The organism is Micromonospora sp. NBC_00898, from assembly GCF_045207895.1.
Taxonomy (GTDB): Bacteria; Actinomycetota; Actinomycetes; order Mycobacteriales; family Micromonosporaceae; genus Micromonospora.
This window is the reverse complement of sequence record NZ_CP108775.1, coordinates 163,908-186,929: the sequence shown is the minus strand read 5'-3', so window position 1 is coordinate 186,929 and position 23,022 is coordinate 163,908. Positions and strand designations below refer to the sequence as shown.

Sequence of the window (23,022 nt, the reverse complement as noted above, 5' to 3'; positions counted from 1 at the left end):
ACACCGTGCGCGGCGCAGCTCACTCCAGCAGGCTCCTGATGTCGCCCACGGTGAGCTGCGCGGAGGCGAACTCGCCGCCGTCCAGGACGCTGCTGAAGAGCTCCGCCTTACGGGCCTGCAACGCCATCACCTTCTCCTCGATGGTGTCCTTGGCGACCAGCCGGTAGACCATGACGTTGCGGGTCTGGCCGATGCGGTGCGTCCGGTCGACCGCCTGATTCTCGGCGGCCGGGTTCCACCACGGATCGAGCAGCAGGCAGTAGTCGGCCTCGGTGAGGTTGAGGCCGAAACCGCCGGCCTTGAGGCTGATCAGGAAGACCGGGTTGCCGCCGTTCTTGAACTCATCGATCACCGCGGCCCGGTCACGAGTGCTCCCATCCAGATAGCTGCACCCGATCCCGGCCGCCTCCAGCCGCTGCCGGGCCGCGTCGAGGAAGCGGGTGAACTGGCTGAACACCAGGCTGCGGTGCCCCTCGGCGACCAGGCTGGAGATCCGATCGGTGAGCACGTCCAGCTTGGTCGCCGGCACGTTCTGCTGCGTTGGGTCGACCAGCGCCACGTCGAGGCTCGCCTGCCGCAGCAGGGTCAACGACCGGAAGATCTCGAACCGGTTCTTCTCCAGGTCGCCCAGGAGACCGAGGACCTTCTGCCGCTCCCGCTGCAGGTACGCCTGATACACCCGGCGGTGCCGGCGATCCAGCTCCACCTCGATGACCTGCTCCTGCTTGGCCGGCAGGTCCGTGGCCACGTCCGCCTTGCGGCGGCGCAGCATCAGCGGCCGGATCCGGCGGCGCAGCTGGGCGAGCCGCTCCGCGTCCCGCTCCTTCTCGATCGGGTTGCGGTAGTACTCGGTGAACCGGTCGGCGCGGGGCAGCAGCCCCGGTGCGGTGATCGAGCAGAGCGCCCAGAGCTCGCCGAGGTGGTTCTCCATCGGCGTGCCGGTGATCGCCAGCTTGAACGGGGCCGGCAGCAGCTTCGCGCACCGGTGCGCCTGGGACTGCGAATTCTTGACGAACTGTGCCTCGTCGAGGATCAGCCCGGCCCAGTCGAGGGCGCGGTAGTCGTCGTACTCCAGCCGGAACAGCGTGTACGAGGTGACCACGATGTCCGCACCGGCCACCGCCTCGGCCAGGGGGGCGCCACGCCGCGCCGCGGTCTGGGTGACCGCCCGGACGTCCAGCTCCGGCGTGAAGCGGGCCGCCTCGCTCGCCCAGTTGGCGACGACGCTGGCCGGGGCGACCACCAGGAACGGCGACTCGGCGCGCGCGTGGCAGATCAGCGCCAGCGTCTGCAGGGTCTTGCCGAGCCCCATGTCGTCGGCGAGGACACCGCCGAGGCCGTGATCGTGCAGGGTGGCGAGCCAGCGGAACCCGTCGCGCTGATACGGGCGCAGCTGCGCGCGTACCCCGGACGGGACCTGCTGCTCGGCGGCGGGTTCCGCCTCGCTGAGCGCGCGTACCGACCGCTGCCAGGCCGCGGCCTGGCCGGTGACCTCGCCCAGCTCGGCCAGCTCGTCCCAGAACCCGGCCTGGAACCGGCCGACCCGCAGCACCCCGGGCGGGGCGTCCGCGAGCGCCCGCGACTCGGCGATCAGGTCCCGCAGCTGCTGGAACTCCGGTCGTTCGAGGGTGAAGTAGCTGCCGCTGGGCAGGATCAGGAACTGCTGTTCCTGGGCCAGCGCCGCGAAGAGCTCGACGAAGTCGACCTCCTCCCCACCGATGCTGACCCGCACCGACAGGTCGAACCAGTCGTGCTCGCCGGGCCCGCCGCCGTCCGCGAAGGTGATGGTCGGCGCGGCGAGCGTCTCCTGGTAGTCGGGGAGCGCCCCGTCGGGCGGCACGACCAGCTCGACGCCGTCGAGCTCGGCCAGTCGCGGCGTGACGTCGGCGACGAACCGGATCAGGGCGTCACCGGCGAGGCTCACCGAGGCGGCCAGCCGGAGCCCGGTCGGCGACGGCTCCAGGAGCTCGGGCACCGGCTTGGCGATCAGCTCGACGACCCGCCGCAGCAGCTCCTCACGGCGCTCATCCGCGACGGCGGTCACCCCGTCGCGCAGCGGCTCGGGATGGCGCCGGCCACCGACCTCCCGGTGCCACTCCCAGTCCACGCGGAGACGGTGATCGGGCTCGGGGCTCACCGTGGCGATCAGGGTGACCGGCCCGGCCGCCGGAAGCTCGATGGCCGGATCGGCGGCGAGCACCTCCACCTGGCGGAGCAGCTCGGGGTAGAAGCGGTCGAAGAACCGCTGCTCCTCGGCGGCCGGGATCCGGATCGCCGGCCCGGCGAGCGCCCGCACCGTCTCCGGCGGTATCGCCCTGGCCAGCGGCACCAGCCAGAGTGCCGGTACGCCGGGGCGGGCGTCGGCCCCACCTGGCTCCTCCCACCCGGCGAGGCCGTGTGCCGGTTCGCCGACGAGGAGCACGCGCGACACGGGGATCGGCGCGCCGCCGGCCGACAGGGTCGGCGCCAGCAGCAGCTCCCCGTCGGCCCGGCCGACCTGCACCGAGAGGCGGGCCGGACGGCCCAGCACGACCGGCCCGGCGCGCTTGCCGGCCTGCACCAGCGGCAGCCCGGCCTCGTCCGCCTCAGCCAGCAGGTCCCAGATCCGGCGGCTGGCGAAGTCGTGCAGCGCGACCGCCGGCCGTTGGCCGCCGTAGTAGTGGTCATAGACGTCGATGTCCATGGTCGCCAGTCGAGCGATCTCGACGAGCAGTCGCCGGTGCCGCTCGACCAGCGTCGACCGGCCGAGATGGGCGTAGCTCAACGTCGACCAGCTGATCCCGGACCGCACCCAGCCGGTGCGGCCCGGCACCACCGGCCGCAGCTCGACGTGGAAGCCCGCCGCGTCGTCCGCGCCCTGCGAGACGACGTCGAACTGCAGGCCGAGGCCCGGCTGCTCCGACTGCACCACAGCAGGCGGCGGGGCTACGTCCCGGACCAGCGCCGAGACCGCCCGCTCCCAGCTCGCCGCCGGCCGCGCCCGGCGGCTTCTGCGGGGCGCGGCCTCGGTGAGCGTCGCGAGCACCAGTGCGGCGGGGTGGGCACAGCCGGCCTCCCCGCAGGTGCACGAACCATCCATCGCCTCGACCATGCCGTCGGCGCCCAGCCGCACCGTCGCCGCCACCCGTCCGGCTCCGCTGCGGTCGAGCCGCCCGTTCCCCTGGCCGGTTTCCGGATCCCACTGCACGTCGACCAGCTCCCCGCGCTCGAGCAGCTGCCGCGCCCGCACGAAGGTCCGGGAGCCGACAAGCTCATAGAGCACGGCCTCGGCCGGACTCAACGCGAGCTTTGCCATGATTCAATCCCTTCGCTGGATCACCGTTTCCGGGCGCCCAGCAACGGTAGCCGCCATTCGACAGGCGAGCGTCACCGCGCCGTGCGCCTACCTTTCAACCCGTCGGCGATGACGCCCGGCCCGACGACTCGATCCAGTCGTCGGCGAGCCACAGCGACTGGCTCCCTGGTGAGGTCAGCGGCAACTGCACCCCGTCCAGCACCGCCGGGTCGGGGCGAAGCGCCGGCACCAGCAGCAGCCGGGCCACCGGCCGGGGCCGGGTCGGGTCGGCCAACTCCTGGAGCAGCCCGACCTGCCCGTACCGGGCCAGCGGCGCCGCCTCGGTGATCAGCACCGCTCCGTCGGCGGCGGCGATCGCCTCGCTGAGCGCCGGCACGACCTAATGCCGGACCAGGTCCACCAGGCTGCGGAAGTCCGCGTCCAGCGGCGAGCCGTTGTCTGCCGCCACGATCGCCTCCGGCGACCGTCAACTCGCTGCCGGCGGGCAGCACGGCGCGCAGCGCCCGCGCCTGGGCGAGGATCTCCTTGCGGGTGGCGTCCAGCATCCCCTTGGCCCGGGTCAGCGCCGACGGCTCCGCGTCCAGCAGCTCGCCGACGGTGTGCAGGCCGAGCCGTTCCAGCGCCGAGCGGGCCCGGGCGGTCAGCTCGGTGACCTCCAGCGGCGACTCGCGGGTCAGCCCCACCACCGCCGGGACCGGGCCGACCGGGGTCACGGCCGGCTGCGGGACCTGCTGGAAGATGGCCCGCCAGGCGTCGGTCATCTCGTCGACCGTGTCGAACCGGGCCGCCGCGTCGCGGGCCAGCGCCCGGCCGAAGAACTCCACCAGCCGGTCGGCGACCGCCGGGTCGAACGCCGCCGGGTCGAGGGTCACCTCGTCGCTGATCACGGCCGGGTTGGCGTTGTCGCCCCACTGGGGCAGCACGCCCGTCGCCATCTCGTAGAGGACGACGGCCGCCGCGAACCGCTCGGCCGCCGCGTCGAAGCGCAGCCGGCGCGGGGGGCCGAGGAACGGATCGAGGTAGCCGACCGTGCCCGCGCCCAGCTGGTCGGCGGGGGCCGACGACAGCGAGAAGTCGAAGACGCACAGGTGCGGCTGCTTGTCCTTCGGCCGGGGCCGGGCCGCCAGGTTGGCCGGCTTCAGGTCACGGTGCCAGACACCCTGGCTGTCCAGGTAGTTGACGATGTCGAGCAGGTCCCGCCCGTACCGCTCCAACAGGTCCAGCGCGAGCCGGCCGCCGCGCAGCTCCTCGGCGAGGGTCCGCGGCCCGGCGCTCTCCATCAGCAGGGCGGTCCGGCCGCCGACCCGCACCGGGCCGTCGACCAGCGCGGCCACCTGGGGGTGCTTCAACCTCGCGAGGGTACGCGCCTCCGCCGTCAGCCGTTCCTCGTGCTGCTCGTCGCGGGCCACCTTCAACACCAGCTCGCGGGAGGCCCCGCCGGCCCGGGTGACCAGCAGGGCGACGGCGGTGGCCCCGGAACCGAGCCGGTCCTTCACCTCCAGGCCGCCGTCGAGCAGGTCGCCCCGGTGCGCGGAGAGCGGATCGGCCACCGGCTCCGGCTCCGGTGCGGTCAGCTCCTCCCAGACCTTCTCCAGGCCGGCGCGGATCGCCGACACTCCGGCCAGCCGCTGCCCGGGATCGCCCCGGGTCGCGTCGTAGACCAGCTTGACCAGCTCAAGTTGCATGCCGTCGACGGCGGCGTCCAGGTGCAGGCCGCCGTCGCGGACCGCGGCGACCAGCTCTTCCGGCGTGGCGGCCGGGGCCGCCCCGGCGAAGATCCGGTACGCCAGCGCGCCGAGCGAGAACACGTCGAGCTGGTGACCGGGCAGGCGGGCGGCGTTCTCGGCCTCCGGCGCCTGGTAGCGGCGGACCTCGTCGTCGAAGAACAGCTCCAGGCTGGCCGGATCGCTCGACGGACCCAGTCGGGTGAGCTGGGTGCTGCCGCTCAACCGCCCACCGGTCTGCCAGTCCGTCACCACCAGCGTCGGGCGCGACCCTTCCGGGTCGCCGACATAGACCGCCCGGGGCGAGAGCGCCCGGTGGGCCAGCCGGCGGGAGTGCGCATAGTCGATGATCTCGGCCAGATCCTGCACCAGTTGCAGCCGCTGGGCCAGGGTCAACGAGTCACCGCGGCGCAGCAGCCACTAGTCGAGGCGTACCCACTCCTGCTGGTGGTCGAAGACGACCGCGGGGCCCCAGGCGTGCTCGACCAGGTCGTGCGCCCGGGCCACCCCAGGGTGGTGGATGCCCTGCAACAGTCGGAACTCCCGCTCCGCCGCCCTGCGGATGGCCGGCACCTCGTGCTCCGCGGCCCGGCTGGTCAGGTAGAACCGCACCCGGCGCACCAGCGAGGTGTCCAGGGCGTGCCCGGCGAGGAAGTCCTGCCAGCCGAGCCCCTCCGCGAACGGCTTGGGGTGCAGCAGCAGTTGGCCGATTTTCCGGCCCGCCACCGACGGCCGGATTTTGGCGCCGCGGACCAGCTCGACGATCTGCCGCCCGCGCGCCTCGTCCACCCGGTGCGCCGGGTTGCGGGGCGGCGTGATCAGCAAAATCCTTGAGGCCGGGCAGCCCGGAGTCGTGCCCCTCCAGGCCGTAGACGTGCTGGCCGCCGATCGCGTCCAGGCTCGCCCGCATTCCCCTGGCGTGCAGGAACACCGCCGCGCCGACGTAGGGCGACTGGCCCTCCCGGCCGTGCTGCCGGGCGTAGTAGCGGATCAGGCTGGCCAGCCGCTTCGCCTTGCGGTTGGCCAGGATGTACGGGTTGTCCTCGGGAATCAGCCGGGAGTTCGGTGCCCGGCGCACCCACTGGGTGCCGTCGCCGCGGATCTCCCCCTGCCAGTGCTTCAGCTCCAGCACGTAGAGCCCGCTGGGGGTGAGCACCAGCGCGTCGACCTCGTTGATCGAGCCGTCGGCGCCGACGAACTCGACGTTGGCCCAGACGCGGAACGGGTCGGCGTCAGGCAGGTAGCTGGCCAGCTCGCGTAGCCCGTCCTGTTCCCAGGTGTAGGAGCTGGCGTTGATCTGCTCCCAGCGCGGCGAATTCTCACGCATGCGCCGCCCCCTCCACCCTGGCCGTCGGTGTTCCGGCTCAGCTTTCGCACCTTACCGGTCGCGTGCCTGGTCAGTGGAACGCCGTCAGCCAGCACGACCGCCCAGCACTTTCCGCACTTGTTCGAACACGTTCCGCATCAATAGACTTCCGTCGACGCACTTTCCCGTCCCCTCCGGGAGGTCGCCTTGGGCACATCGACCCGTCTGCTCGGCCCGAAGAACGGCGGATGGACCGGCGCGAAGGGCCGGTTGACCAAGTGGACGCCCGATGAAGACAGTCGGCCGAACTCACTCACCGAGGACGGCCGGCGTGCCGCCGAGGAGGTGGCGGTGCAGTTCCGACGCGCTCTCCGCGAGGCGCTCCTCGAAGACCCGGACCGGTTCGGCCTACGCAACGCCACCCAGGACGCTGGAAAGCGGCTCATCACCGCCCTCGACGAGCTGCGCCGGCCCGATCCCCCGATGCTCCAACACCTTCAGGATCTGACCTCAACCACTTCGGCGGACGAATTCGTGCGCCGTTTCGTCAACGAGGTCGGCGGAGACGGCCGACTCATCGTGGACGCCGCCGTCCGGCGTGCCGCGCGCCGCCCCGCCGAACGCCTGACCGCACCAGACGGCCCGCTCGCCGACCCAGCTCGCCCCGGAGCGGGTCACCGGCGAGCTGTTCTGCACCCTCTACCGGTTGTTCTTCGGCGAGCTGGTCGGCGAATTCGTGCACATCCTGATCGCGGAGAACATCAAGCTCGCCATGCCGGCGCTGATGGTGCTCGACCCCACCGACACGGTCGCCGGCTTCGCCGCCGACCAGATCGTCAAAGTGCTGCCCGACCTCTGCGCGGAAGCGACGGCACGTGAACCCGAACGACCACGCCTCGCCGACGTCGCCCGGGAGCTGCTTGTCGACACCGTCACCGAAGCCCTGGGCCTCGGGGACACCGGTCTTGAGTTGGTGGCATGAGCCCCGCCCGCCACGCCTATCAATACGCGACCAACGGCCGCTCGGGCGTCGAGCGCGGCCGGGAGCCGATCGACCCGACCCTGCTCGCGCCGGCAGATGGCCAACTGCAAAGGCATGCTGAGGTGACCCGCGACCGACCGGTCTGGGCGCAGGACCTGTTACAGGTCGCTCGGGCCGTCTTTCTGGCCGACAAGCTGTCTCTGCGGGCCGAGACCGACGACCGGTGGACCAGGCGCATCGATCTTTCCGTCCAGGTGGCGCATGCCGATGTGTGGACGGAGGTGGCGCTGACGCTGTTGAACCGGCTGACGGAGACGCTGACCGCGGACCGCTGGACCATCCGTGTGCATCCGGGCGCGGCTGTCTGGCCGCAGCAGGACACCCTGCTCGCCACCTCGAGGGTCGAGGAGGCGGCCCTCTTCTCCGGTGGCCTGGATTCCTCCGCATACGCGGCCGAGCGGTCCCGGGCGTCGGCCGGCGACCTCCTGCTCGTTTCCTACTACGAACCACAGTGGGGGACGCAACAGGACCGGGTCCTCACCGCGATCCGTCGCTCGTCACCGAGGGACATCTGGCAGTTCAAGGCGTCACAGCAGGTCCGAGCCCAGCACAGGGAGCTCGAACCGTCGGCGCGTACCCGCGGGCTGCTCTACGCGGCGACCGCCGTGTATCTCGCCGCCGCCCACGAAGTGCCGCGGGTCGCCGTCCCGAAAAACGGTCAACTGGGGCTCAACCCGGCACTGACGGCCGCCCGGGTGGCCGCCTGCTCCACCCGATCCGTGCACCCGTACACGCTGAGCCTGCTCAACGAGTTGATCTGCGCACTGGGTGGAACCGTCGCCGTCGTCAACCGTACCTGCAGCTGACCAAGGGCGAGGTCTGCCAGCGCGCGGTGAGTGCCGGGCTGCCACCGACGACACTGACCGGGACCACCCTGAGTTGCGGTCGCCCGCCGCGGGATCGCCCTGAACTGCACTGCGGGTGCTGCTACCCGTGCCTGGTGCGCCGATCCGGTCTGCTCACGGCACTGAGCGCCGACGACACGCCGTACGCGAAGGATGTCTGGACCGTCCCGGACGACCTGGACGCCGCCGTGGACCGGCGGGCGCTGCACCGCTGGTTGAACTGTCGGTTCGGCGTTCGAGACCTGGTCACCGACATGCCGCTGCCGGACGGTCTCGACCTGGCCCCGCTCGTGGAGGTGGTCCAGCGAGGGCGGGTGGAGCTGACGAGCATGTTCGCCCGGCATGGCGAAGCGGTCAGACAACTTCAACGGTGACCTTCCGCCCCTGGCATGGGACCACTTTCCAGGGGTATGACGGACGTATGAGGGCGAGCTTCCGGCTTGGCCGGATCGCGGGGGTACCCGTCGGGGTCAACTGGAGCGTCCTGGTCATCTTCCTGCTGATCGCGTGGGCGCTGTCGGCCAGCCTCTTCCCACGCTCGTACCCCGGCCACTCGGCCTGGGCGTACGGGCTGGCGGGGTTGAGCGCCGCGGTGGTGTTCTTCGGCGGCCTGCTCGCCCACGAGGTGGCCCACGCGGTGATCGCCAAGCGCAACGGGATCGCCGTCGAGGGGATCACGCTCTGGCTCTTCGGCGGGGTCTCCGAGCTGAAGGGGGAGGCCCGCGACCCGGGTGCGGAGCTGCGCATCGCCGGGATCGGACCGCTGGTGAGCCTGCTCATCGGCCTCTTCTTCGGCGGCATCGCCATCGTGCTCGCCCTCGCCGGTGCGCACGGGCTGCTGCTCGGCGCGTTGTCCTGGCTGGCCGGCATCAACGTGCTGCTGGCCATCTTCAACGTGCTGCCGGCCGCCCCGCTGGACGGCGGTCGGCTGCTGCGCGCGGCGGTGTGGAAGGCCACCGGCGACCGGACGAAGGCCTCGGTGGTGGCCGCCCGGGCGGGCTGGGGCCTCGGCATCCTCCTGATCGCCTTCGGGCTCTGGCGGTTCCTGGTCGGCGCCGGGATCGGCGGGCTCTGGCTGGCGCTGATCGGCTGGTTCCTGATCGGCGCGGCCGGCATGGAGGAGCGGCAGGCCCGGATGGGCAGCGCGCTGCGCGGGGTCCGGGTCGGCGACGTGATGACGCCGCAGCCGCAGACCGCGTCCGGGGACATGACCGTCGCCGACTTCGTGGACCACTACCTCTTCGCGTACCGGCACTCGGCGCTGCCGCTGACCGAGGACGGCCGGCCGGTGGGGCTGGTCACCCTGGACCGGGTCCGCGGCATCCCCGCCGACCGGCGGGCCACCACCACGCTGGCCGAGGTGTCCTGCCGGGCCGAGGAGCTGGTGCTCGCCGGCCCGGACGAGGCGCTCAACGACCTGCTTCCCCGGCTCAGCGAGTGCGCCGACGGCCGGGCGCTGGTGGTGACCGACCAGCGGCTGGTGGGCATCGTCTCGCCGAGCGACATCAGCCGGGCGGTGCAGCGCAGCAGCCTGCGCGACCAGATGGTCGGCGGGCGGCGTTAGCGCTGCGCCGGGGAGAGCCGGGCGGTGAGGGCCCCGGCGCCGGGGCCGGACAGCTCCGCGAGGGCCGCGTGGCGGCCGGTGAGCAGGAGCAGGATCGCCCCGATCGGCCCCTCGACCCGTGGGCCCTGCCCGACCGACCAGGCGTGGTCGACGGCGACGAGCTCGAAACCGTCCAGCTTGCGGCGGGCGTGGAACGGCCAGCCCATGGTCCAGGCCCGCGTCGCGGCCGTCGCCGCGGCGTCCGTGGGCATCGGGCGGCTCCGGCCCAGGGGCCGGGCGATGTCCTGGCCGTGCACGAGGATGTCCAGCAGCGGCTCCAGGTGCGTCACGCCCGGCGCCTTCCGCCGCGACCCGACCATGCCCAGCAGGCGGACGGCGTACTCGGCGACGGGCAGCGCGGCCTGTCGTACGGCGGTGTCGTGGACCATGCGGTCGAAACTGCCACGGGCCCGCAGCATCGCCACGGCCGCGGACCCCACTCCGGTGTGGGCGAGGGTGAGGTGCGCGGCGACCTCGCGGACCCGCCAGCCGGCGCAGAGGGACGGCGTCTCCCACTCCGGTCCGGACAGGTCGTCGAGGAGGTCGGCGAGGCTGGACCGCTCGTCGTCGATGGCCCGCCACACGTCGTCACGGTGCATCCCCGCCTCCTTGATTTGGTACGATCCTCTGACCAATAATCGTCAGATTGTCTGACCAAAGTCAAGGGGTCGAATGAGCGAGCGCCCACCCGACGAGCCGAACCTGGGACTGCTCTGCTTCATCGCGTACCGGGCCATGGAGTCCCGGGTGCTCGACGCCGTCGCCGCCGCCGGCTTCGACGACGTCACCGCGGCGCAGGGCCGGGTGTTCGCCCGGATCGGCCCGGACGGCACCCGGCTCACCGAGCTCGCCGAGCAGGCCCGGGTCACCAAGCAGACCGCCGCCTTCCTCGTCGACCAGCTCGAACGCGCCGGCTACGTCCGCCGGGCGCCCGACCCGTCCGACGCCCGGGCCCGGCTGGTGACCATCACCGAGCGCGGCCACGCCGCGATCCGGGCGGCGAGGGCCGCCGAGGCGGAGGTCGAAGCCGAATGGACGCGGCACCTGGGCCGGCCGGCCACGATGCAGCTACGGCGGGCGCTCACCCGGCTCCGGGTGATCACCGACCCGTACCAGTGACCGGTCAGGCGACCCAGTGCGGTCGCGGCGTCGCGGCGGCCAGCGGACGGCCGTCGGCCAGCGCGGCGGCCAGCCGGCGCACGGCCTCGCGCAGGGTGTCGGGGGACGTCGTGTAGGGCACGCGCAGGCGCTGTTCGAACAGGCCGGGGTCGGTGGCGAAGTAGCCGCCGCCCTCGATCCGCACCCCGTAGTCCAGCGCCCGCTCGGCCAGCGGCGCGGCGATCGGCTCGCCCAGGTCGACCCAGAGTGACAGACCACCGGGTGGCAGCTGCCACGTCCACTGTGGAAGATGTTCGGTCAGGGCCGCGGTGAGCGCGGCGCGCTGCGCGCGCAACTGCGCCAGGCGGCCTGGCAGCTCCCCCGCCCGATCCAGGAGGTCGAGGGCCAGGAGCTGATCCAGGACCGAGCCGCCCATGTCGGTGGCGATCCGCTGGCCGGCGAGTTCGGTCACCAGCCGGGCGGGCGCGCGCAGCCAGCCGATGCGCAGACCACCCCAGTGGGTCTTGCTCATCGACCCGATGGTGATCACCTGGCCGGCCCCACCGGCCGGGGCGAGGGCGGCGAACGGTGGCGGGGCGGGGACGTCGAGGGCGAGGTCGGCCAGCGTCTCGTCGATGACCAGCCAGGTGCCGGAGCGTTGGGCGGCCCGCAGGACGCGGACGCGCTGCCGGTCCGGCATGAGGCAACCGGTCGGGTTGTGGAAATCGGGGATCAGATAGGCCAGGGCGGGCACCACCTGGCGCAGGGTCGACTCGATGATCTCGACGTCCCAGCCGGCCTCCGTCACCGGGACCGCGACGGTGCGGAGTCGGGCGCGCCGCATGGCGTCGAGGGCGTTCGGGTAGGACGGGTTCTCCACCATCAGCCGGTCACCCGGCCCACCCAGGAGTCCCAGCACCAGGGTGAGGGCGTGCTGGGCGCCGGAGGTCACCAGGATCTGCTCGGGCACGGTGGCCAGGCCCCGTTCGGTGAACCGCTCGGCGACGGCGGCGCGCAGCTCGGGCAGGCCGTACGGGTGGTAGCCGGGCGTGTGTGCGTGCGCGGACAGCCGGGGAGCGACCCGGGCGAGCGCGTCGACGATCACCTGCTCCGGCAGTCCGGGGGCGGCCCGGGCCAGGTCGATGGCGGTCTCCGAGGGGCTGAGGACCCGACTGACGCCGCGCGGAGCGCGTCCCTCCGGCAGGGTCGTCCAGGTGCCGGAGCCCTGGCGGCTCTGCGCGAAGCCGCTCTCGCGCAGCAGGTCGTACCCCGCGGTGACGGTGGCCCTGCTGAGGCCGACGGTGCTCGCCAGTTCCCGCTCGGCGGGGAGCTTGACGTGCAACGCGACCCGCCCGTCGAGGATCAGTGCGCTCATCGCCTGGGCCAGGTGGCGGTAGGCGGGCCGCACCCCCGTCAGGTCGGGCAGCAGGGCGGCCAGTTGCCGGCTCCCCACGACCCGGTCGGTGCGACTCATCAGGCCCACCGACGGTGCCGAACGCGCACCCCGACCATGCCATTCCCCCTTGATTGGCCCTGCAATTAACGCCAATCAGCGTACAGACTCGCCGGCATTGGCCAGCAAGTTGCGGCCTGAAGGAGATTGGTATGGCACAGCAGACCACGGAGCGGCCCGCGCGTCCGGCACCGCCCTCCCTCGGCTACGTCGCGGTCGGTGCGCATCCGCTCAGACGCCTTCCCCAGCTGTTCCTCGGTCTCGCCCTGTACGGATTCAGCCTCGCGGCCATGGTCCGGGCCGCGCTGGGCGTCAACCCCTGGAGCGTGCTCTACGAGGGTCTGGCCCGGCAGACCCCGCTGAGCTTCGGCACGATCAGCGCGGTGGTCGGCGTTCTCGTGCTGCTGTTCTGGATCCCGCTGCGGCAGCGACCGACTCTCGGCACCGTCGCGAACATCGTCGTGCTGGCGTACTCGTCGGACGCCGGCCTCGCGCTCCTCCCTGAGCACCTCGGCTTCCCGGCCCGGGTCTGCCTGCTCGTCGGAGGCGTCCTGCTCAACGGGTTCTCCGTCGCGGTCTACGTCGGCGCCCGCTTCGGTCCAGGCCCCCGGGACGGGTTGATGACCGGTGCGGCAGCGGCGACCGGGCGGTCCATCCGGCTGGTCCGCACCCTGATCGAGGTCACCGTGCTGGCCGTGGGCTGGTTGCTCGGCGGACGCGTGGGTGCCGGCACGGTGCTGTACGCGCTCGCGGTCGGCCCGGTCACCCAGTTCTTCCTGCCCTGGTTCGCCTACCGGGACCAGCCCGGCCGTCAGCGCCGGGGCAGGTAGCGGTCCAGCAGGTCGGTCCGGAACTTGCCGGCCGGGTCCAGCTCTCCCAGCAGGGCGAGGAAGTCGGCGTACCGGGGGTACGCGGCGGCGACCGCCGCCGGGGCGAGGCCGAAGACCTTGCCCCAGTGCGGGCGGGGCGCGAACGGGGCCAGCCGCTCCTCCACCGCGGCCACCACCGGCGTCACCGCCGCCTCGTCGCCGATCCAGGTGAAGTGGATCGCCAGGCTGTCCCGCCCGTGGTTCGGGCTGAGCCAGAACCCGTCGGCGGCGACCGTACGCAGCTCGCAGACCTGGAGAACGGCGGCGATCCGGTCGGCCACCGCGTCCAGGGCGGCCAGCGCCTCGGCGGCCACCTCCCGCGCCACGTGGTACTCCGACTGGAGCTCGTCGCCGCTGCTCGGGGTGAAGCCGAGCCGGAAGTGCGGCAGCCGCTCGTGCCACGGCCCGGGCACGCCGAGCTGCGGGGTGCAGTTCCCCGCCGGCATGTCGGGCACCGGGTGGCACTGCGCCGGGGCCGCCGTCGTGCCGAGCCAGTCGGCCGGGAGCGGCGGCTGGTCGGCGCGCTGCTTGCGCCACACCTGGTCGATGCGCCGGGTGCGCCAGTCGGTGAAGGCGCTGACGCTGTAGGCGGAGGCGAAGGCGGCGTCGAGGGCGTCGCGCGCCAGGCCGAGCCGGACGTACTGCCGGACGTCGAAGGTGGGCACCACGTCGAGGGTCAGCCGGGTGACCACGCCGAGCGCGCCCAGGTTGACCACCAGGCCGGCGAACCGGTCGTCGGTGCGGTCGACGGTCAGCAGCTCGCCGTCGGCGGTGACCAGTTCCAGGGCGGCGACCGCGGTGGCCAGATTGCCGTGCGCGTCGCCGGAGCCGTGCGTGCCGGTGGCCACCGCGCCGGCCACCGAGATGTGCGGCAGCGAGGCGAGGTTGGCCAGGGCGTACCCCTGGGCGTGCAGCCAGGTGGCGATGTCGCCGTAGCGCAGGCCGGCCGCGACGGTGACCAGGCCGCGTTCCGGGTCGAGGTCGACGGTGGGCGGCAGCCCGGCCAGGGAGACCAGGTCGCCGGTGGTGTCGCCGAGCCGGTTGAAGGAGTGGCCGGTGCCGACGGCCCGGATCCGGTCGCTGCCGGCGACGAGCCGGCGCAGCTCGTCCACGGTGGACGGCTCGTGCCAGCGCCGGGCGGCGTAACGGACGTTGCCGGCCCAGTTCCGGCCGGCGCGGTCGTGCGGAGCAAAGCCGCTGGTCGGCCGGGCAGCGGTGTCGCCGGCGAGCCGTCCGTCCGCGGCGGTGGGGGCGTCGGTCACGGGGCGCTCTCCCGGTCGGTGAAGTCGAGGTCCGCGCCGGCTAGCCGCGTGGCGGCGCGGGTACGCGTGTCGGTGAAGCGGTTGCCCCCGTACCTGGCCAGGGCCGTCGCCACCTCGTCGGCGCTCTGGCGCACCTGGGCCAGGTCGAGCAGTTCCACGGCGGCCCGCCCGTCGACCGGGTGGCGCGCGGTGGCCAGGATCTCGGGGGGCAGCGCCGCGCCGGGCACGCCGAGCAACCGCGGTGGTCCGGGACGGCCCTGCACCGGCGGCCCGTCGGCGAGCGCCAGCGCCTCGAACTGCTCCCATGGGTACGTTCCGCGCAGGCCCGGCCGCCGGACGTCCAGCCCGTCCGGGCCGATCGCGAAGCGGAACGGCCGCAGCGCACCGAGCAGCACCACGCCGCCGAGCACGATGGCACCCACGGCGACCAGCGTCGGCAGGAACCGGCTGGCGCCGCCGACGGCCAGCACGGTCACGCCGCCGACGACGCAGACGGCGGCCAGCACGAGCGGCCCCCGGGTCCGGCGCAGCTCCATGTCGTACCCCCGATCGCGGCGTCGTGGTCGGGTGCATCATCCGTCGCCTTGTCAAGGGGCGGACACCGGTCGATCGGGCACGGTTGCAACGGGCGTGGACGGGGAACCCTGTGCCGATGAGCAGCTACCACGATCCGACCCTGCGCGGCGACGTGTACCCCTCGGAGGAGGAGAGCGACCCGACCGGGGTCGGTCCCGACCCGGCGTACCCGACCACCCCGGCCCCGGCCCCGACGCCGGAACCGGAGCCGGCGCCCGCACCCGGCCCCGGGCCGGCGCCCCGGACCGCGGACAGCACCTACCTGGACGGCGACCGCGACGGGCGGCTGGACACGGTGCTGCGCGAGCCGGGTGGACCGGCCCGCTGACCCGGGCCGGTCCGGTCCCCACGGGGAGCTCAGAGCTGCGGCATGACCTCGGCGGCGACGAGGTCCAGGTGGTCCCGGTCGGCCAGGTCGAGCACCTGGAGGTAGACGCGGCTGCTGCCGACCTCGGCATACCGGCCGAGCTTGTCGACGATCTCGGCGGGGGTGCCGGCGAGGCCGTTCTCCCGCAGCTCCGCCGGCTCCCGGCCGATCGTCGCGGCCCGCCGGGCGAACTCCGCCTCGTCGCGCCCACAGCAGAGCACGAACAGGTTGGACCAGACCATGCCGGACGGGTCCCGGTCGATCTCGGCGCAGGCCGCCTTCACCCGGGCGAACTGGGCGGCGGAGTCCTCGACCGAGGCGAACGGCAGGTTGAACTCGTCGGCGTAGCGGGCGGCGAGCCGCGGGGTGCGCTTCGGGCCCGTCCCGCCGAGCAGGATCGGCGGGCGCGGCTGCTGCACCGGCTTGGGCAGCGCCGGCGAGTCGCTGACCGGGTAGTACTTGCCCTGGAAGTCGAACGTCGCGCCGGCCGGCGTCTCCCAGAGGCCGGTGATGACCGCGAGCTGCTCCGCCAGCCGGTCGAAGCGCTCCCCCACCGCCGGGAACGGGATCCCGTACGCGGCGTGCTCCTCGGCGTACCAGCCGGCGCCGATGCCCAGCTCGACCCGGCCGCCGCTCATCTGGTCGACCTGCGCGACGGTGATCGCGAGCGGGCCGGGCAGCCGGAAGGTGGCCGCGGTCATCAGGGTGCCCAGCCGGATCCGGCTGGTGTCCCGGGCCAGGCCGGCGAGGGTGGTCCAGGCGTCGGTGGGGCCGGGATCGCCGCTCACCGAGCCCATCTTGAGGTAGTGGTCGGAGCGGAAGAACGCGCCGAAGCCCGTTTCCTCGGCTCGGCGGGCCACGGCGAGCAGCTGGTCGTAGCTGGCGCCCTGCTGGGGTTCGGTGAAGATCCGCAGTTCCATGCCCCGAGCATATGGAGCGGGCGTGCCCGCCGAGCCGGGCTCCCGACAAAGCCGGGACCAGCTTCTATTACTTGGCAAGCATATGAACAGCGGGGCATATTGTCATCATGTCCGTCGACGCCTTCGCCGTGCTGGCCGAGCCGAGCCGGCGCCGCATCCTGGAACGGCTGCGCCGCGCCGAGAGCAGCGTCGGCGACCTGGTGGACGCGCTGGGGATGAGCCAGCCGGCCGTCTCCAAGCACCTCAAGGTGCTCCGCGAGGCCGGCTTCGTGACCGTCCGCACCGCCGCGCAGCAGCGCATCTACCGACTCGACATCCGTCCGCTGCGGGCCGTGGACGACTGGCTCGGGCCGTACCGCCGGCTCTGGACGGACCACCTCGACGCCCTCGAACGCCATCTCGACAGTCAGGAGTGACGATGGACCGCGACCACTTCCGACCCGGCCCGCTCGCCGAGGTCGCCCGGGTGCCCGCCGACGACCGTTGGGACCTCGTCTTCGTCCGGGACCTGCGGCACCCACCCGAGAAGGTGTGGGCCGCGCTGACCGACCCGGACCAACTCGCCCGGTGGGCGCCGTTCCTGGCCAGCCGGGACCTCGGCACCCCGGGCGAGGCCACGCTCAGCACGGTCAACGGGGACGAGACCTTCCCCCAGCCGGCGACCGTGCTCCGCGCCGAGCCGCCGACCCTGCTGGAGCACACCTGGGGCGACGGTCTGCTGCGCTGGGAGCTGACCCCGTCGGCCACGGGCACCCGGCTGACCCTGCGGCACACCGTCGACGAGCCCGGACTGGCGCCGGTCATGGCCGCCGGCTGGCACCTCTGCCTGGACGTCGCCGGCCACCTGCTCGACGGCGACCCGGTCGGCCCGATCCGGGGCGCCGAGGCGAAGAACTTCGGCTGGGACGAGCTGCGCGCCGCGTACGCCGAACGCCTGGACGACGACGCGGCGCCGCGCTGACCCGCGGACCTCACGCACCGCGGGGCGCCGGGATCTCCGGGAGGGTGATCGCGGTGGCCGCCCGGCGGATCGGCTCGGTCACCCGGCGGATCATCCGCTCCCGGCCGGGCAGGTGCGGCATCAGGCGCAGCATCAGCGTCTGGAACCGGATCTGCGCGGCCGACCCCAGCACCATGCCCTTCAGATTGCGCTCGGCGAGGGCCTGGTTCGCCTCGACGAAGGGGCGCATCCGCCGCTCGTAGTCGGCGAACCCGGCCACCGGGTCGCCCGACGCCGCTGCCAGCGAGGCGGCCAGCACGTACGCCCCGACCAGGCCGAGGCTGGTGCCCTGCCCGGATGCCGGCGACGGCCCGTACGCCGCGTCCCCGACCAGGGCGATCCGCCAGGTCGACCAGCGGTCCATCCGGACCTGGCTCATCGAGTCGAAGTAGAAGTCCGGGGCGTCCCACATCGCGTCGAGCAGGCGCGGCACCTGCCACCCGGCGCCGGCGAACGCCTCCGCCAGCAGCGCCTTCCGGCCGGCGGCGTCCCGGCGGTCGGCGACGTCCGCGGGTGACGGGAAGAGGAACAGCGCCCGGGCGTCCGGCGCGCCGGCGGTGCGGTAGACGCCGACGCTGCGCCCCGGCGCCGGGTGCATCAGCTCGATCCCCTCCTCGCCGAACTCCCCTGGCACGGTGAAGATCGCGATGTGGTGCCCGAGCGGCCTCAGGTGGGCCGACTCCGGGCCGAAGGCCAGCCGCCGGACGTTCGAGTGCAGCCCGTCCGCGCCGATCACCAGGTCGAACGTCCGGCGCGGACCCCGCTCGAAGCTCACCTCGACCGCGCCGCCGGACGGAGTCAGCGCGGCGATCGAGTCGTCGAAGACGTACTCCACGTCGCGGGTGGCGTCGGCGAGGATCCGGGCCAGGTCGCCGCGCATGATCTCGGCGTCGTCGCCCTCCCGGCCGCCGAAGAGCGCGGCGTCCATGGTGGCGAGCTGCGCGCCGGTCGCGTCCACGAAGCGGGCGGACCGCATCCCGGTGTCATGCCGCTCGACCTGCCCGCGCAGGCCCATCCGGTCGACCACCTCGAGCGCGGCGCCGCGGATGTCCACCTTGTAGCCGCCGGCGCGCAGCGCGGGGGCGCGCTCCACGAGGGTCGGACGGAAGCCGTGGCGGCGTAGCCACCAGGCGAGGGCGGGGCCGGCGACGCTGGCGCCGGAGATCAGGACGGTCGTCATGCCGTTCACTGTACGAACGTGTTAGACAGTTGTGCAAGACATTTGTTTCAGGAGTCGACTAGGCTGTCGGCCATGGGAAACCGGGAAGACCTGCTCGCCGGTGCCAAGCGCTGCCTGATGGAGAAGGGGTACGCGGGCACCACCGCCCGAGACATCGCCGCCGCCTCCGGCACCAGCCTGGCCGCCATCGGCTACCACTTCCGCACCACGAAGGCGCTGCTCAACGAGGCCCTCTTCGAGGCGATGGCGGAGTGGGGCGAGGAGCTGCAACGGGCCCTCGCGGTGGACGCCGGTTCCGACGCCACCCCGGAGCGACGGTTCGAGGTGGCCTGGACCCGGATCATCGAGTCCTTCGCCCGGCTGCGGCCACTCTGGGCCATCCAGTTCGAGCTGATCGCCCAGATGGACCGGGCGCCCGAACTGCGCGAGGCGTTCGCCAACGCCAACCACCTCGCCCGGCTCGGCCTGGCCGAGGTCTTCCACCACCTCGATCCGGACGCCGACGAGGCACAGGCCCTGGCGCTCGGTTCGTTCTACCAGGCGCTGCTCGGCGGCCTGGCGGCCCAGTGGCTGGTCGACCCGGACCGCACGCCGTCCGCGGCGGAGCTGACCCGGGCGCTGCGCACGATCACCGCCGAGTTCAGCGGCTGAGCGGACCGGCGAAGAACGGGGTAGCGCGGGACCGGCGTCGGGTGATCTGATCCCTGCCGATGACGACACCGGACACTCCCGCCGCCGATCCCACCGCCGCCACCGCCGCGCCGCCGCAGGTGCGCCGCATGATCGTGCTCATGCTCGCCAACCTGGCCCTGAGCGCCCTGCTCGCCGGCCTGATGCTGGTCTTCCAGGAGCGGCTGCTGGACTACCAGCTCGCCCACCTCGACCTGCCCGCCGGCACCGACCTGGCCGCCGCCCGGGAGACGCTGCGGTCCTCGGTGTGGTCCCGCGTGCTGCCCGTGGCGCTGGTCGCGCTCGCCTACCTGGTGGTGATCCGCGGACTGCGGCTGGGCCGGCGCAAGGCGTACCGGCAGGTGATCTTCATCTCGGTGATCGTGCTGGTCGGCTCCGGCCCGACCCTGCTCCAGCCGTTCCCCTGGTGGGTGCGGGCCATCAACGTCGCGAAGGCGCTCGTGGTGGTCGCGCTGCTCTACCTGGCCAGCCGTCCCCAGGTCCGCGACCGGTTCGCCGCGACCCGCCGACCCCCCGACCTGGTCAACGGCTTCCCGTCCTGACCTCCCCGGCCGTCGCCGCCCCGCACCCGGCGCGGCGGCCGCTCAGAGCTGGCCGAGGCCGGCCGCCCGGGCCCGGACAGGAAGCTCACCGCCCGGCTGGCGATCACCGGACCAAGCAGCACCTCGCCGTTGGCGACCGCCCGGACCACCTGGCTGCTCGGCCGGCCGGTGGAGCTGGCGTACTGAGCCCGCGGCGCCGGCAGGCGGAGGGGGCCGGCGGGCGCCACGTCGGGATGGTCGGCCCGGCCGGTCGAGGGGGTCGGCCGACGTCCGGCCGGTCGAGGGGGGCAGGGCGGCGCAGGCCGGCAGCCGGTGGTCAGGGGCGACTGCCGGGTGCCGGGCGGCCTGGCTCAGCCGAGCTGCGGGACGACCTCGTGGGCGAAGAGCCGCATGGCCGCCAGGTCGGTCGGCTGGTGGAGGTAGAGGATGAAGTACCGGATGCCGGCCTCGACCAGCCGGCCGAAGACCTCGACCAGCTCGGCGGGGGTGCCGACGGCGCTGCCCGCGGCCACCTCGGCCCGGTCGCGCCCGTTCAGGTGCGGGGCCAGCCGGGCGGTCACCTCGGCGTCGGTTGCCCCGGTGAAGACGGAGAAGGACGCCGTCTTGAGGATGGCGTCGTAGTCGCGGCCCACGTCCGCGCAGTGCCCGGCCAGCACGTCCAGCTTGTGCCGGTAGAAGGCCGGGTCGGTGTGGTCGGTGAGGTTGCAGGCGTCGGCGTACCTGGCCACGGTCTTCAGCGTGCGCTTCTCGCCGCTGCCACCGATCATCAGCGGGATGTGCGGCCGCTGCACGCCGGTCGGGACGTTCTGCGCCGCCCGCACCGAGTGGTAGCGGCCCTCGACCGTGGCGACCGGCTCGCGCAGCATCGCGGTGACCACCGCCGCCGCCTCGTCCAGCCGGGTCAGCCGCTCCCCCGTCGACGGGTACGGCTGCTCGAAGCCGTACGCGTCGTACTCGCGCTGGTCCCAGCCGGCGCCGAGGCCGAGGAAGACCCGGCCGGTGCTCGCCGCGTCCACGGTGGCGGCCATCTTCGCCAGCAGCGCCGGGTTGCGGAAGCTGTTGCAGGTGACGAGCTGACCGAGCCGGACCCGCCGGGTCTCCCGGGCGATCGCCGCCAGGCTGGTCCAGCACTCGAAGGTGGTCTCCGGCGCGCCGGAGACGGCCTGCACGTGGTCGTAGAGCCAGACCGAGTCGTAGCCCAACTCGTCGGCCTCCCGAGCCACCCCGACCATCGCCTCGAACTGGTCCACCGGGTCGCTCAGGTGGGTGAGGTCCGACCGCCAGCCCTGGGGCAGCACCACGCCCCACCGTCCACTCATGCCCGCTCCACTCCCCCGTCGTCGCGGATCATGGTAGGCGGGCGTTGATCATCCCAGGGCGGCGGCCTTTCGACCGGCCGCTCGGCGCGGCCGCCTCGCCGGATGGCGGGGTACGCCGGGCAGGCACCTGCCCAGCGAGCGATATGCCTGAGCGGCATATTTATGACTCTCAGGTATATCGCTCACGGCAGTTGTTCTCCTCCGACGCCGAGCACGGCGGCCCGGCCCGGGTGCAGCGGCGCGGCCGGTCGCATCCGCCGCACCCGGTCGGCGCCGCCGGGACGGTGCCGGTCCGGTCGTCAGGCCACGCGGCGAGACGCGGCCGGTCGCCCGCCGAGGATCGGCGCGGCGGCCCGGCCGACGAAAACGAACGTGTCCCGGGCGGCGGCGACGGCCTGGTCCAGCTCCGGCGGGGACCAGTCGCGGGCGACCAGCGCGGCCCGGAAGTCCCGCCAGTCCCGGCCCGGCGCCATGCCGCTGCGGCGGAAGAACCGGGTCGCCGCGCCCTCGGGCAGGTCCAGGCGGCGTTCCACCACCGGGGTGATGACCCGCCCGCCCAGGGCGCTGCCGAGCAGGACGTACCGGCCGCCGACCGCGCGGGCCAGGCCGTCGAAGCCGGGGGCGTCGGGGCGCTCCAGGGCCGCCTCGCCGTCGTTCGGCTCCGCGCCCAAGGCGCGGAGGTCGGCCCGGAGCAGGTCGGTCGCCTCGCCGAGCCGGGGGTCGAGCCGCAGACCGGTCCAGTCGGCGGCGGCGAGCCGGCGCTCCAGGGGCTGCCACCCGGCGAGCATCGCGGACAGGACGGACGACAGGTCCGTCCGGGACCGGATCCGGCCGGGAAGGTCCAGATCACGCTCCAGGGCGAGATGCTGCTCCCGGGTGCCGGCGCGCAGCGCGGCCAGCATCGGGGAGATCGGCTCCGGGCGTCGGGGTCGGGCCTGCTCGGACATCGGGCAAGTATGCCCCGAGCTGCTACGGAGCCCGATGTGCGGCGCATTGCGCAGCGGAGGACCGCCCGTCAGCCGGCCGGCCTTCCCGTGCGGCGTCGGCGGATCAGCCGGACGCCGACGCTGACCACGGTGGTTCCGACGGCCGTCCCGACCAGGACCAGGACCGCACCCACCGCCCACAGGCCGGTGTCGTCCGTCGAGGCGGCGTGCGCCGCCCAGGCGATGGTGAAGGCGGCCGTCATCACCGGGGCCACCACCCAGGGACCGAGCAGCCACCCGCCGACGGCGGCGATGACGGCCAGGGTCAGGACGCAGCCCACCACCTGCCACGGCGCGTACGGGCCGCTGGTCGCGCCGGTCTCCGGGTCGACCGTGTAGCCGGTATCCCAGCCCAGCCAGGCCCACCACGCCCCGACCGTCGCCGCCGCGAGGATCAGGCCGCCGAGCAGGGTACGCACCGATGTCGTCGTGTTCACGGCCTGATCCTTCCGGCCGTCGGCCGGCCACGGATGAGTACGCCTACTCACGATCCTCGTCGGAGGAGCGCCGAGGTCAGGGCGCCGGTGCCGCAGCTCACTCTGCGGGTTCCGCCGCGGTCAGGCGGGGATTCGGGCCTCGTACTGGTCGTGGCGCGCGTACAGCTCGGTCCATTCCTGCTCGGTGAGCTCGCGACCTTCGCCGACGATTGCGGCGAGCTCCTCGATGGCGTGGATCCCGCCGGGTGGCACGTACAGGACGTCCCCGGCGGTGGCGTCGGTCCAGTTGTCGCCACGGCGGCCATGTCCCAGCGATAGAGGCCGAACTGCCCGTCGGTGGTCGGTCCGGTGGCCAGGTAGCCCACCCTCGTCCTGACCCCGGAGTACCGCGGCTGTGGATAGGACATCGACAACTCACCTCACCAACTTGTCGATCTCGTACGATGCCCACGGTACGGAGCGTTTGGCCCACTGGAGAGAGCCAATCTCACGTAATCCCAATGAGCCA

The 23,022-nt window shown here is 73.4% G+C and carries 24 protein-coding genes and 2 pseudogenes; 11 read left to right on the top strand and 15 right to left on the bottom strand.

The window, feature by feature from the left end:
• Nucleotides 1-19 precede the first annotated feature (19 nt).
• From OG799_RS00910 to OG799_RS00890, 5 genes and pseudogenes are all read right to left on the bottom strand, one after another.
• A complete protein-coding gene (locus OG799_RS00910; protein ID WP_406042085.1) occupies nt 20-3,295 on the bottom strand; it encodes a DEAD/DEAH box helicase in 3,276 nt (1,091 codons plus the stop codon).
• 71 nt (nt 3,296-3,366) lie between these two features.
• Nucleotides 3,367-5,415 carry a protein kinase domain-containing protein gene (locus OG799_RS00905; protein ID WP_406042083.1) on the bottom strand — a complete coding sequence of 683 codons (2,049 nt, stop codon included), beginning with the start codon at nt 5,413-5,415 and terminating at the stop codon, nt 3,367-3,369.
• Between the two features lie 24 nt (nt 5,416-5,439).
• Nucleotides 5,440-5,844, bottom strand: a complete 405-nt coding sequence (locus OG799_RS00900; RefSeq protein ID WP_406046521.1) for a hypothetical protein — start codon at nt 5,842-5,844, stop codon at nt 5,440-5,442.
• Nucleotides 5,845-6,007: 163 nt separating this feature from the next.
• Nucleotides 6,008-6,346: pseudogene (locus OG799_RS00895) on the bottom strand (NERD domain-containing protein); the annotation flags it as partial.
• Between the two features lie 489 nt (nt 6,347-6,835).
• Nucleotides 6,836-7,021, bottom strand: coding sequence for a hypothetical protein (locus tag OG799_RS00890; protein ID WP_406042081.1), 186 nt, complete (start codon nt 7,019-7,021; stop codon nt 6,836-6,838).
• 10 nt (nt 7,022-7,031) lie between these two features.
• Here OG799_RS00890 and OG799_RS00885 point away from each other — a divergent pair, with 10 nt between their 5' ends.
• From OG799_RS00885 to OG799_RS00870, 4 genes are all read left to right on the top strand, one after another.
• Nucleotides 7,032-7,307, top strand: coding sequence for a hypothetical protein (locus OG799_RS00885; RefSeq protein WP_406042079.1), 276 nt, complete (start codon nt 7,032-7,034; stop codon nt 7,305-7,307).
• A complete protein-coding gene (locus OG799_RS00880; RefSeq protein ID WP_406042077.1) occupies nt 7,304-8,173 on the top strand; it encodes a hypothetical protein in 870 nt (289 codons plus the stop codon). Before OG799_RS00885 ends, OG799_RS00880 begins: the two co-directional genes overlap by 4 nt.
• A gap of 134 nt (nt 8,174-8,307) precedes the next feature.
• Nucleotides 8,308-8,586: a hypothetical protein gene (locus tag OG799_RS00875; RefSeq protein WP_406042075.1), complete on the top strand. Its 279-nt coding sequence runs from the start codon at nt 8,308-8,310 to the stop codon at nt 8,584-8,586.
• A gap of 47 nt (nt 8,587-8,633) precedes the next feature.
• A complete protein-coding gene (locus OG799_RS00870; protein WP_406042073.1) occupies nt 8,634-9,776 on the top strand; it encodes a site-2 protease family protein in 1,143 nt (380 codons plus the stop codon).
• On the opposite strand, the gene OG799_RS00865 is transcribed toward OG799_RS00870, so the two are convergent.
• The gene (locus OG799_RS00865) at nt 9,773-10,414 is read right to left on the bottom strand and encodes a maleylpyruvate isomerase family mycothiol-dependent enzyme (protein ID WP_406042071.1); all 642 of its coding nucleotides are present in this window, start codon (nt 10,412-10,414) and stop codon (nt 9,773-9,775) included. The two genes, OG799_RS00870 and OG799_RS00865, sit on opposite strands and share 4 nt — an antisense overlap.
• A 73-nt stretch (nt 10,415-10,487) precedes the next feature.
• On the opposite strand from OG799_RS00865, the gene OG799_RS00860 reads away from it, so the two are divergent.
• Nucleotides 10,488-10,934 (top strand): MarR family winged helix-turn-helix transcriptional regulator, encoded by a 447-nt coding sequence (locus OG799_RS00860; protein WP_406042069.1) that lies wholly within the window; start codon nt 10,488-10,490, stop codon nt 10,932-10,934.
• A 4-nt stretch (nt 10,935-10,938) separates the two neighbouring features.
• On the opposite strand, the gene OG799_RS00855 is transcribed toward OG799_RS00860, so the two are convergent.
• Nucleotides 10,939-12,387: a PLP-dependent aminotransferase family protein gene (locus OG799_RS00855; RefSeq protein WP_406042067.1), complete on the bottom strand. Its 1,449-nt coding sequence runs from the start codon at nt 12,385-12,387 to the stop codon at nt 10,939-10,941.
• Nucleotides 12,388-12,614: 227 nt separating this feature from the next.
• Here OG799_RS00855 and OG799_RS00850 point away from each other — a divergent pair.
• Nucleotides 12,615-13,186, top strand: a pseudogene (locus OG799_RS00850) (YitT family protein); the annotation flags it as partial.
• On the opposite strand, the gene OG799_RS00845 reads toward OG799_RS00850, so the two are convergent.
• Together OG799_RS00845 and OG799_RS00840 are read right to left on the bottom strand one after the other, a co-directional pair.
• Entirely contained in the window at nt 13,178-14,347 is a 1,170-nt protein-coding gene (locus OG799_RS00845) for an FAD-binding protein (protein ID WP_406046164.1), read from the bottom strand. The pseudogene OG799_RS00850 and the gene OG799_RS00845 sit on opposite strands and share 9 nt — an antisense overlap.
• A 146-nt stretch (nt 14,348-14,493) precedes the next feature.
• Entirely contained in the window at nt 14,494-15,033 is a 540-nt protein-coding gene (locus OG799_RS00840) for a hypothetical protein (RefSeq protein WP_406042065.1), read from the bottom strand.
• Between the two features lie 116 nt (nt 15,034-15,149).
• Between OG799_RS00840 and OG799_RS00835 the strand changes: the two genes are divergently transcribed.
• Nucleotides 15,150-15,401, top strand: coding sequence for a hypothetical protein (locus OG799_RS00835; RefSeq protein WP_406042063.1), 252 nt, complete (start codon nt 15,150-15,152; stop codon nt 15,399-15,401).
• A 29-nt stretch (nt 15,402-15,430) separates the two neighbouring features.
• Here OG799_RS00835 and OG799_RS00830 read toward each other — a convergent pair whose 3' ends face one another.
• Nucleotides 15,431-16,360 (bottom strand): LLM class F420-dependent oxidoreductase, encoded by a 930-nt coding sequence (locus tag OG799_RS00830; protein ID WP_406042061.1) that lies wholly within the window; start codon nt 16,358-16,360, stop codon nt 15,431-15,433.
• A 107-nt stretch (nt 16,361-16,467) separates the two neighbouring features.
• On the opposite strand from OG799_RS00830, the gene OG799_RS00825 reads away from it, so the two are divergent.
• A complete protein-coding gene (locus tag OG799_RS00825) occupies nt 16,468-16,776 on the top strand; it encodes an ArsR/SmtB family transcription factor (RefSeq protein WP_406042059.1) in 309 nt (102 codons plus the stop codon).
• A 2-nt stretch (nt 16,777-16,778) separates the two neighbouring features.
• Entirely contained in the window at nt 16,779-17,321 is a 543-nt protein-coding gene (locus OG799_RS00820) for an SRPBCC family protein (protein WP_406042057.1), read from the top strand.
• 10 nt (nt 17,322-17,331) lie between these two features.
• On the opposite strand, the gene OG799_RS00815 is transcribed toward OG799_RS00820, so the two are convergent.
• Nucleotides 17,332-18,540: an FAD-dependent monooxygenase gene (locus tag OG799_RS00815; protein WP_406042055.1), complete on the bottom strand. Its 1,209-nt coding sequence runs from the start codon at nt 18,538-18,540 to the stop codon at nt 17,332-17,334.
• Nucleotides 18,541-18,612: 72 nt separating this feature from the next.
• Between OG799_RS00815 and OG799_RS00810 the strand changes: the two genes are divergently transcribed.
• Together OG799_RS00810 and OG799_RS00805 are read left to right on the top strand one after the other, a co-directional pair.
• The gene (locus tag OG799_RS00810; protein WP_406042053.1) at nt 18,613-19,191 is read left to right on the top strand and encodes a TetR/AcrR family transcriptional regulator; all 579 of its coding nucleotides are present in this window, start codon (nt 18,613-18,615) and stop codon (nt 19,189-19,191) included.
• Between the two features lie 59 nt (nt 19,192-19,250).
• Nucleotides 19,251-19,772, top strand: coding sequence for a hypothetical protein (locus tag OG799_RS00805; RefSeq protein WP_406042052.1), 522 nt, complete (start codon nt 19,251-19,253; stop codon nt 19,770-19,772).
• 350 nt (nt 19,773-20,122) lie between these two features.
• On the opposite strand, the gene OG799_RS00800 is transcribed toward OG799_RS00805, so the two are convergent.
• From OG799_RS00800 to OG799_RS00785, 4 genes are all read right to left on the bottom strand, one after another.
• A complete protein-coding gene (locus OG799_RS00800; protein WP_406042050.1) occupies nt 20,123-21,091 on the bottom strand; it encodes a TIGR03560 family F420-dependent LLM class oxidoreductase in 969 nt (322 codons plus the stop codon).
• Between the two features lie 299 nt (nt 21,092-21,390).
• Nucleotides 21,391-22,038 carry a biliverdin-producing heme oxygenase gene (locus OG799_RS00795; protein WP_406042048.1) on the bottom strand — a complete coding sequence of 216 codons (648 nt, stop codon included), beginning with the start codon at nt 22,036-22,038 and terminating at the stop codon, nt 21,391-21,393.
• A gap of 68 nt (nt 22,039-22,106) precedes the next feature.
• Nucleotides 22,107-22,514, bottom strand: coding sequence for a hypothetical protein (locus OG799_RS00790; RefSeq protein WP_406042046.1), 408 nt, complete (start codon nt 22,512-22,514; stop codon nt 22,107-22,109).
• Between the two features lie 120 nt (nt 22,515-22,634).
• Nucleotides 22,635-22,766 carry a hypothetical protein gene (locus tag OG799_RS00785; protein ID WP_406042044.1) on the bottom strand — a complete coding sequence of 44 codons (132 nt, stop codon included), beginning with the start codon at nt 22,764-22,766 and terminating at the stop codon, nt 22,635-22,637.
• Between the last annotated feature and the right edge of the window lie 256 nt (nt 22,767-23,022).

What these genes read in the sequence shown, in the direction of transcription:
- OG799_RS00810 (WP_406042053.1), top strand. Translation starts at nt 18,613, where the DNA reads ATGGGAAACCGGGAAGACCTGCTCGCCGGTGCCAAGCGCTGCCTGATG.
- OG799_RS00880 (WP_406042077.1), top strand. Translation starts at nt 7,304, where the DNA reads ATGAGCCCCGCCCGCCACGCCTATCAATACGCGACCAACGGCCGCTCG.
- OG799_RS00795 (WP_406042048.1), bottom strand. Translation starts at nt 22,038, where the DNA reads ATGTCCGAGCAGGCCCGACCCCGACGCCCGGAGCCGATCTCCCCGATG.
- OG799_RS00910 (WP_406042085.1), bottom strand. Translation starts at nt 3,295, where the DNA reads ATGGCAAAGCTCGCGTTGAGTCCGGCCGAGGCCGTGCTCTATGAGCTT.
- OG799_RS00855 (WP_406042067.1), bottom strand. Translation starts at nt 12,387, where the DNA reads ATGAGTCGCACCGACCGGGTCGTGGGGAGCCGGCAACTGGCCGCCCTG.
- OG799_RS00815 (WP_406042055.1), bottom strand. Translation starts at nt 18,540, where the DNA reads ATGACGACCGTCCTGATCTCCGGCGCCAGCGTCGCCGGCCCCGCCCTC.
- OG799_RS00865 (WP_406042071.1), bottom strand. Translation starts at nt 10,414, where the DNA reads ATGCACCGTGACGACGTGTGGCGGGCCATCGACGACGAGCGGTCCAGC.
- OG799_RS00840 (WP_406042065.1), bottom strand. Translation starts at nt 15,033, where the DNA reads ATGGAGCTGCGCCGGACCCGGGGGCCGCTCGTGCTGGCCGCCGTCTGC.
- OG799_RS00870 (WP_406042073.1), top strand. Translation starts at nt 8,634, where the DNA reads ATGAGGGCGAGCTTCCGGCTTGGCCGGATCGCGGGGGTACCCGTCGGG.
- OG799_RS00825 (WP_406042059.1), top strand. Translation starts at nt 16,468, where the DNA reads ATGTCCGTCGACGCCTTCGCCGTGCTGGCCGAGCCGAGCCGGCGCCGC.
- OG799_RS00835 (WP_406042063.1), top strand. Translation starts at nt 15,150, where the DNA reads ATGAGCAGCTACCACGATCCGACCCTGCGCGGCGACGTGTACCCCTCG.
- OG799_RS00805 (WP_406042052.1), top strand. Translation starts at nt 19,251, where the DNA reads ATGACGACACCGGACACTCCCGCCGCCGATCCCACCGCCGCCACCGCC.
- OG799_RS00800 (WP_406042050.1), bottom strand. Translation starts at nt 21,091, where the DNA reads ATGAGTGGACGGTGGGGCGTGGTGCTGCCCCAGGGCTGGCGGTCGGAC.
- OG799_RS00860 (WP_406042069.1), top strand. Translation starts at nt 10,488, where the DNA reads ATGAGCGAGCGCCCACCCGACGAGCCGAACCTGGGACTGCTCTGCTTC.
- OG799_RS00820 (WP_406042057.1), top strand. Translation starts at nt 16,779, where the DNA reads ATGGACCGCGACCACTTCCGACCCGGCCCGCTCGCCGAGGTCGCCCGG.
- OG799_RS00830 (WP_406042061.1), bottom strand. Translation starts at nt 16,360, where the DNA reads ATGGAACTGCGGATCTTCACCGAACCCCAGCAGGGCGCCAGCTACGAC.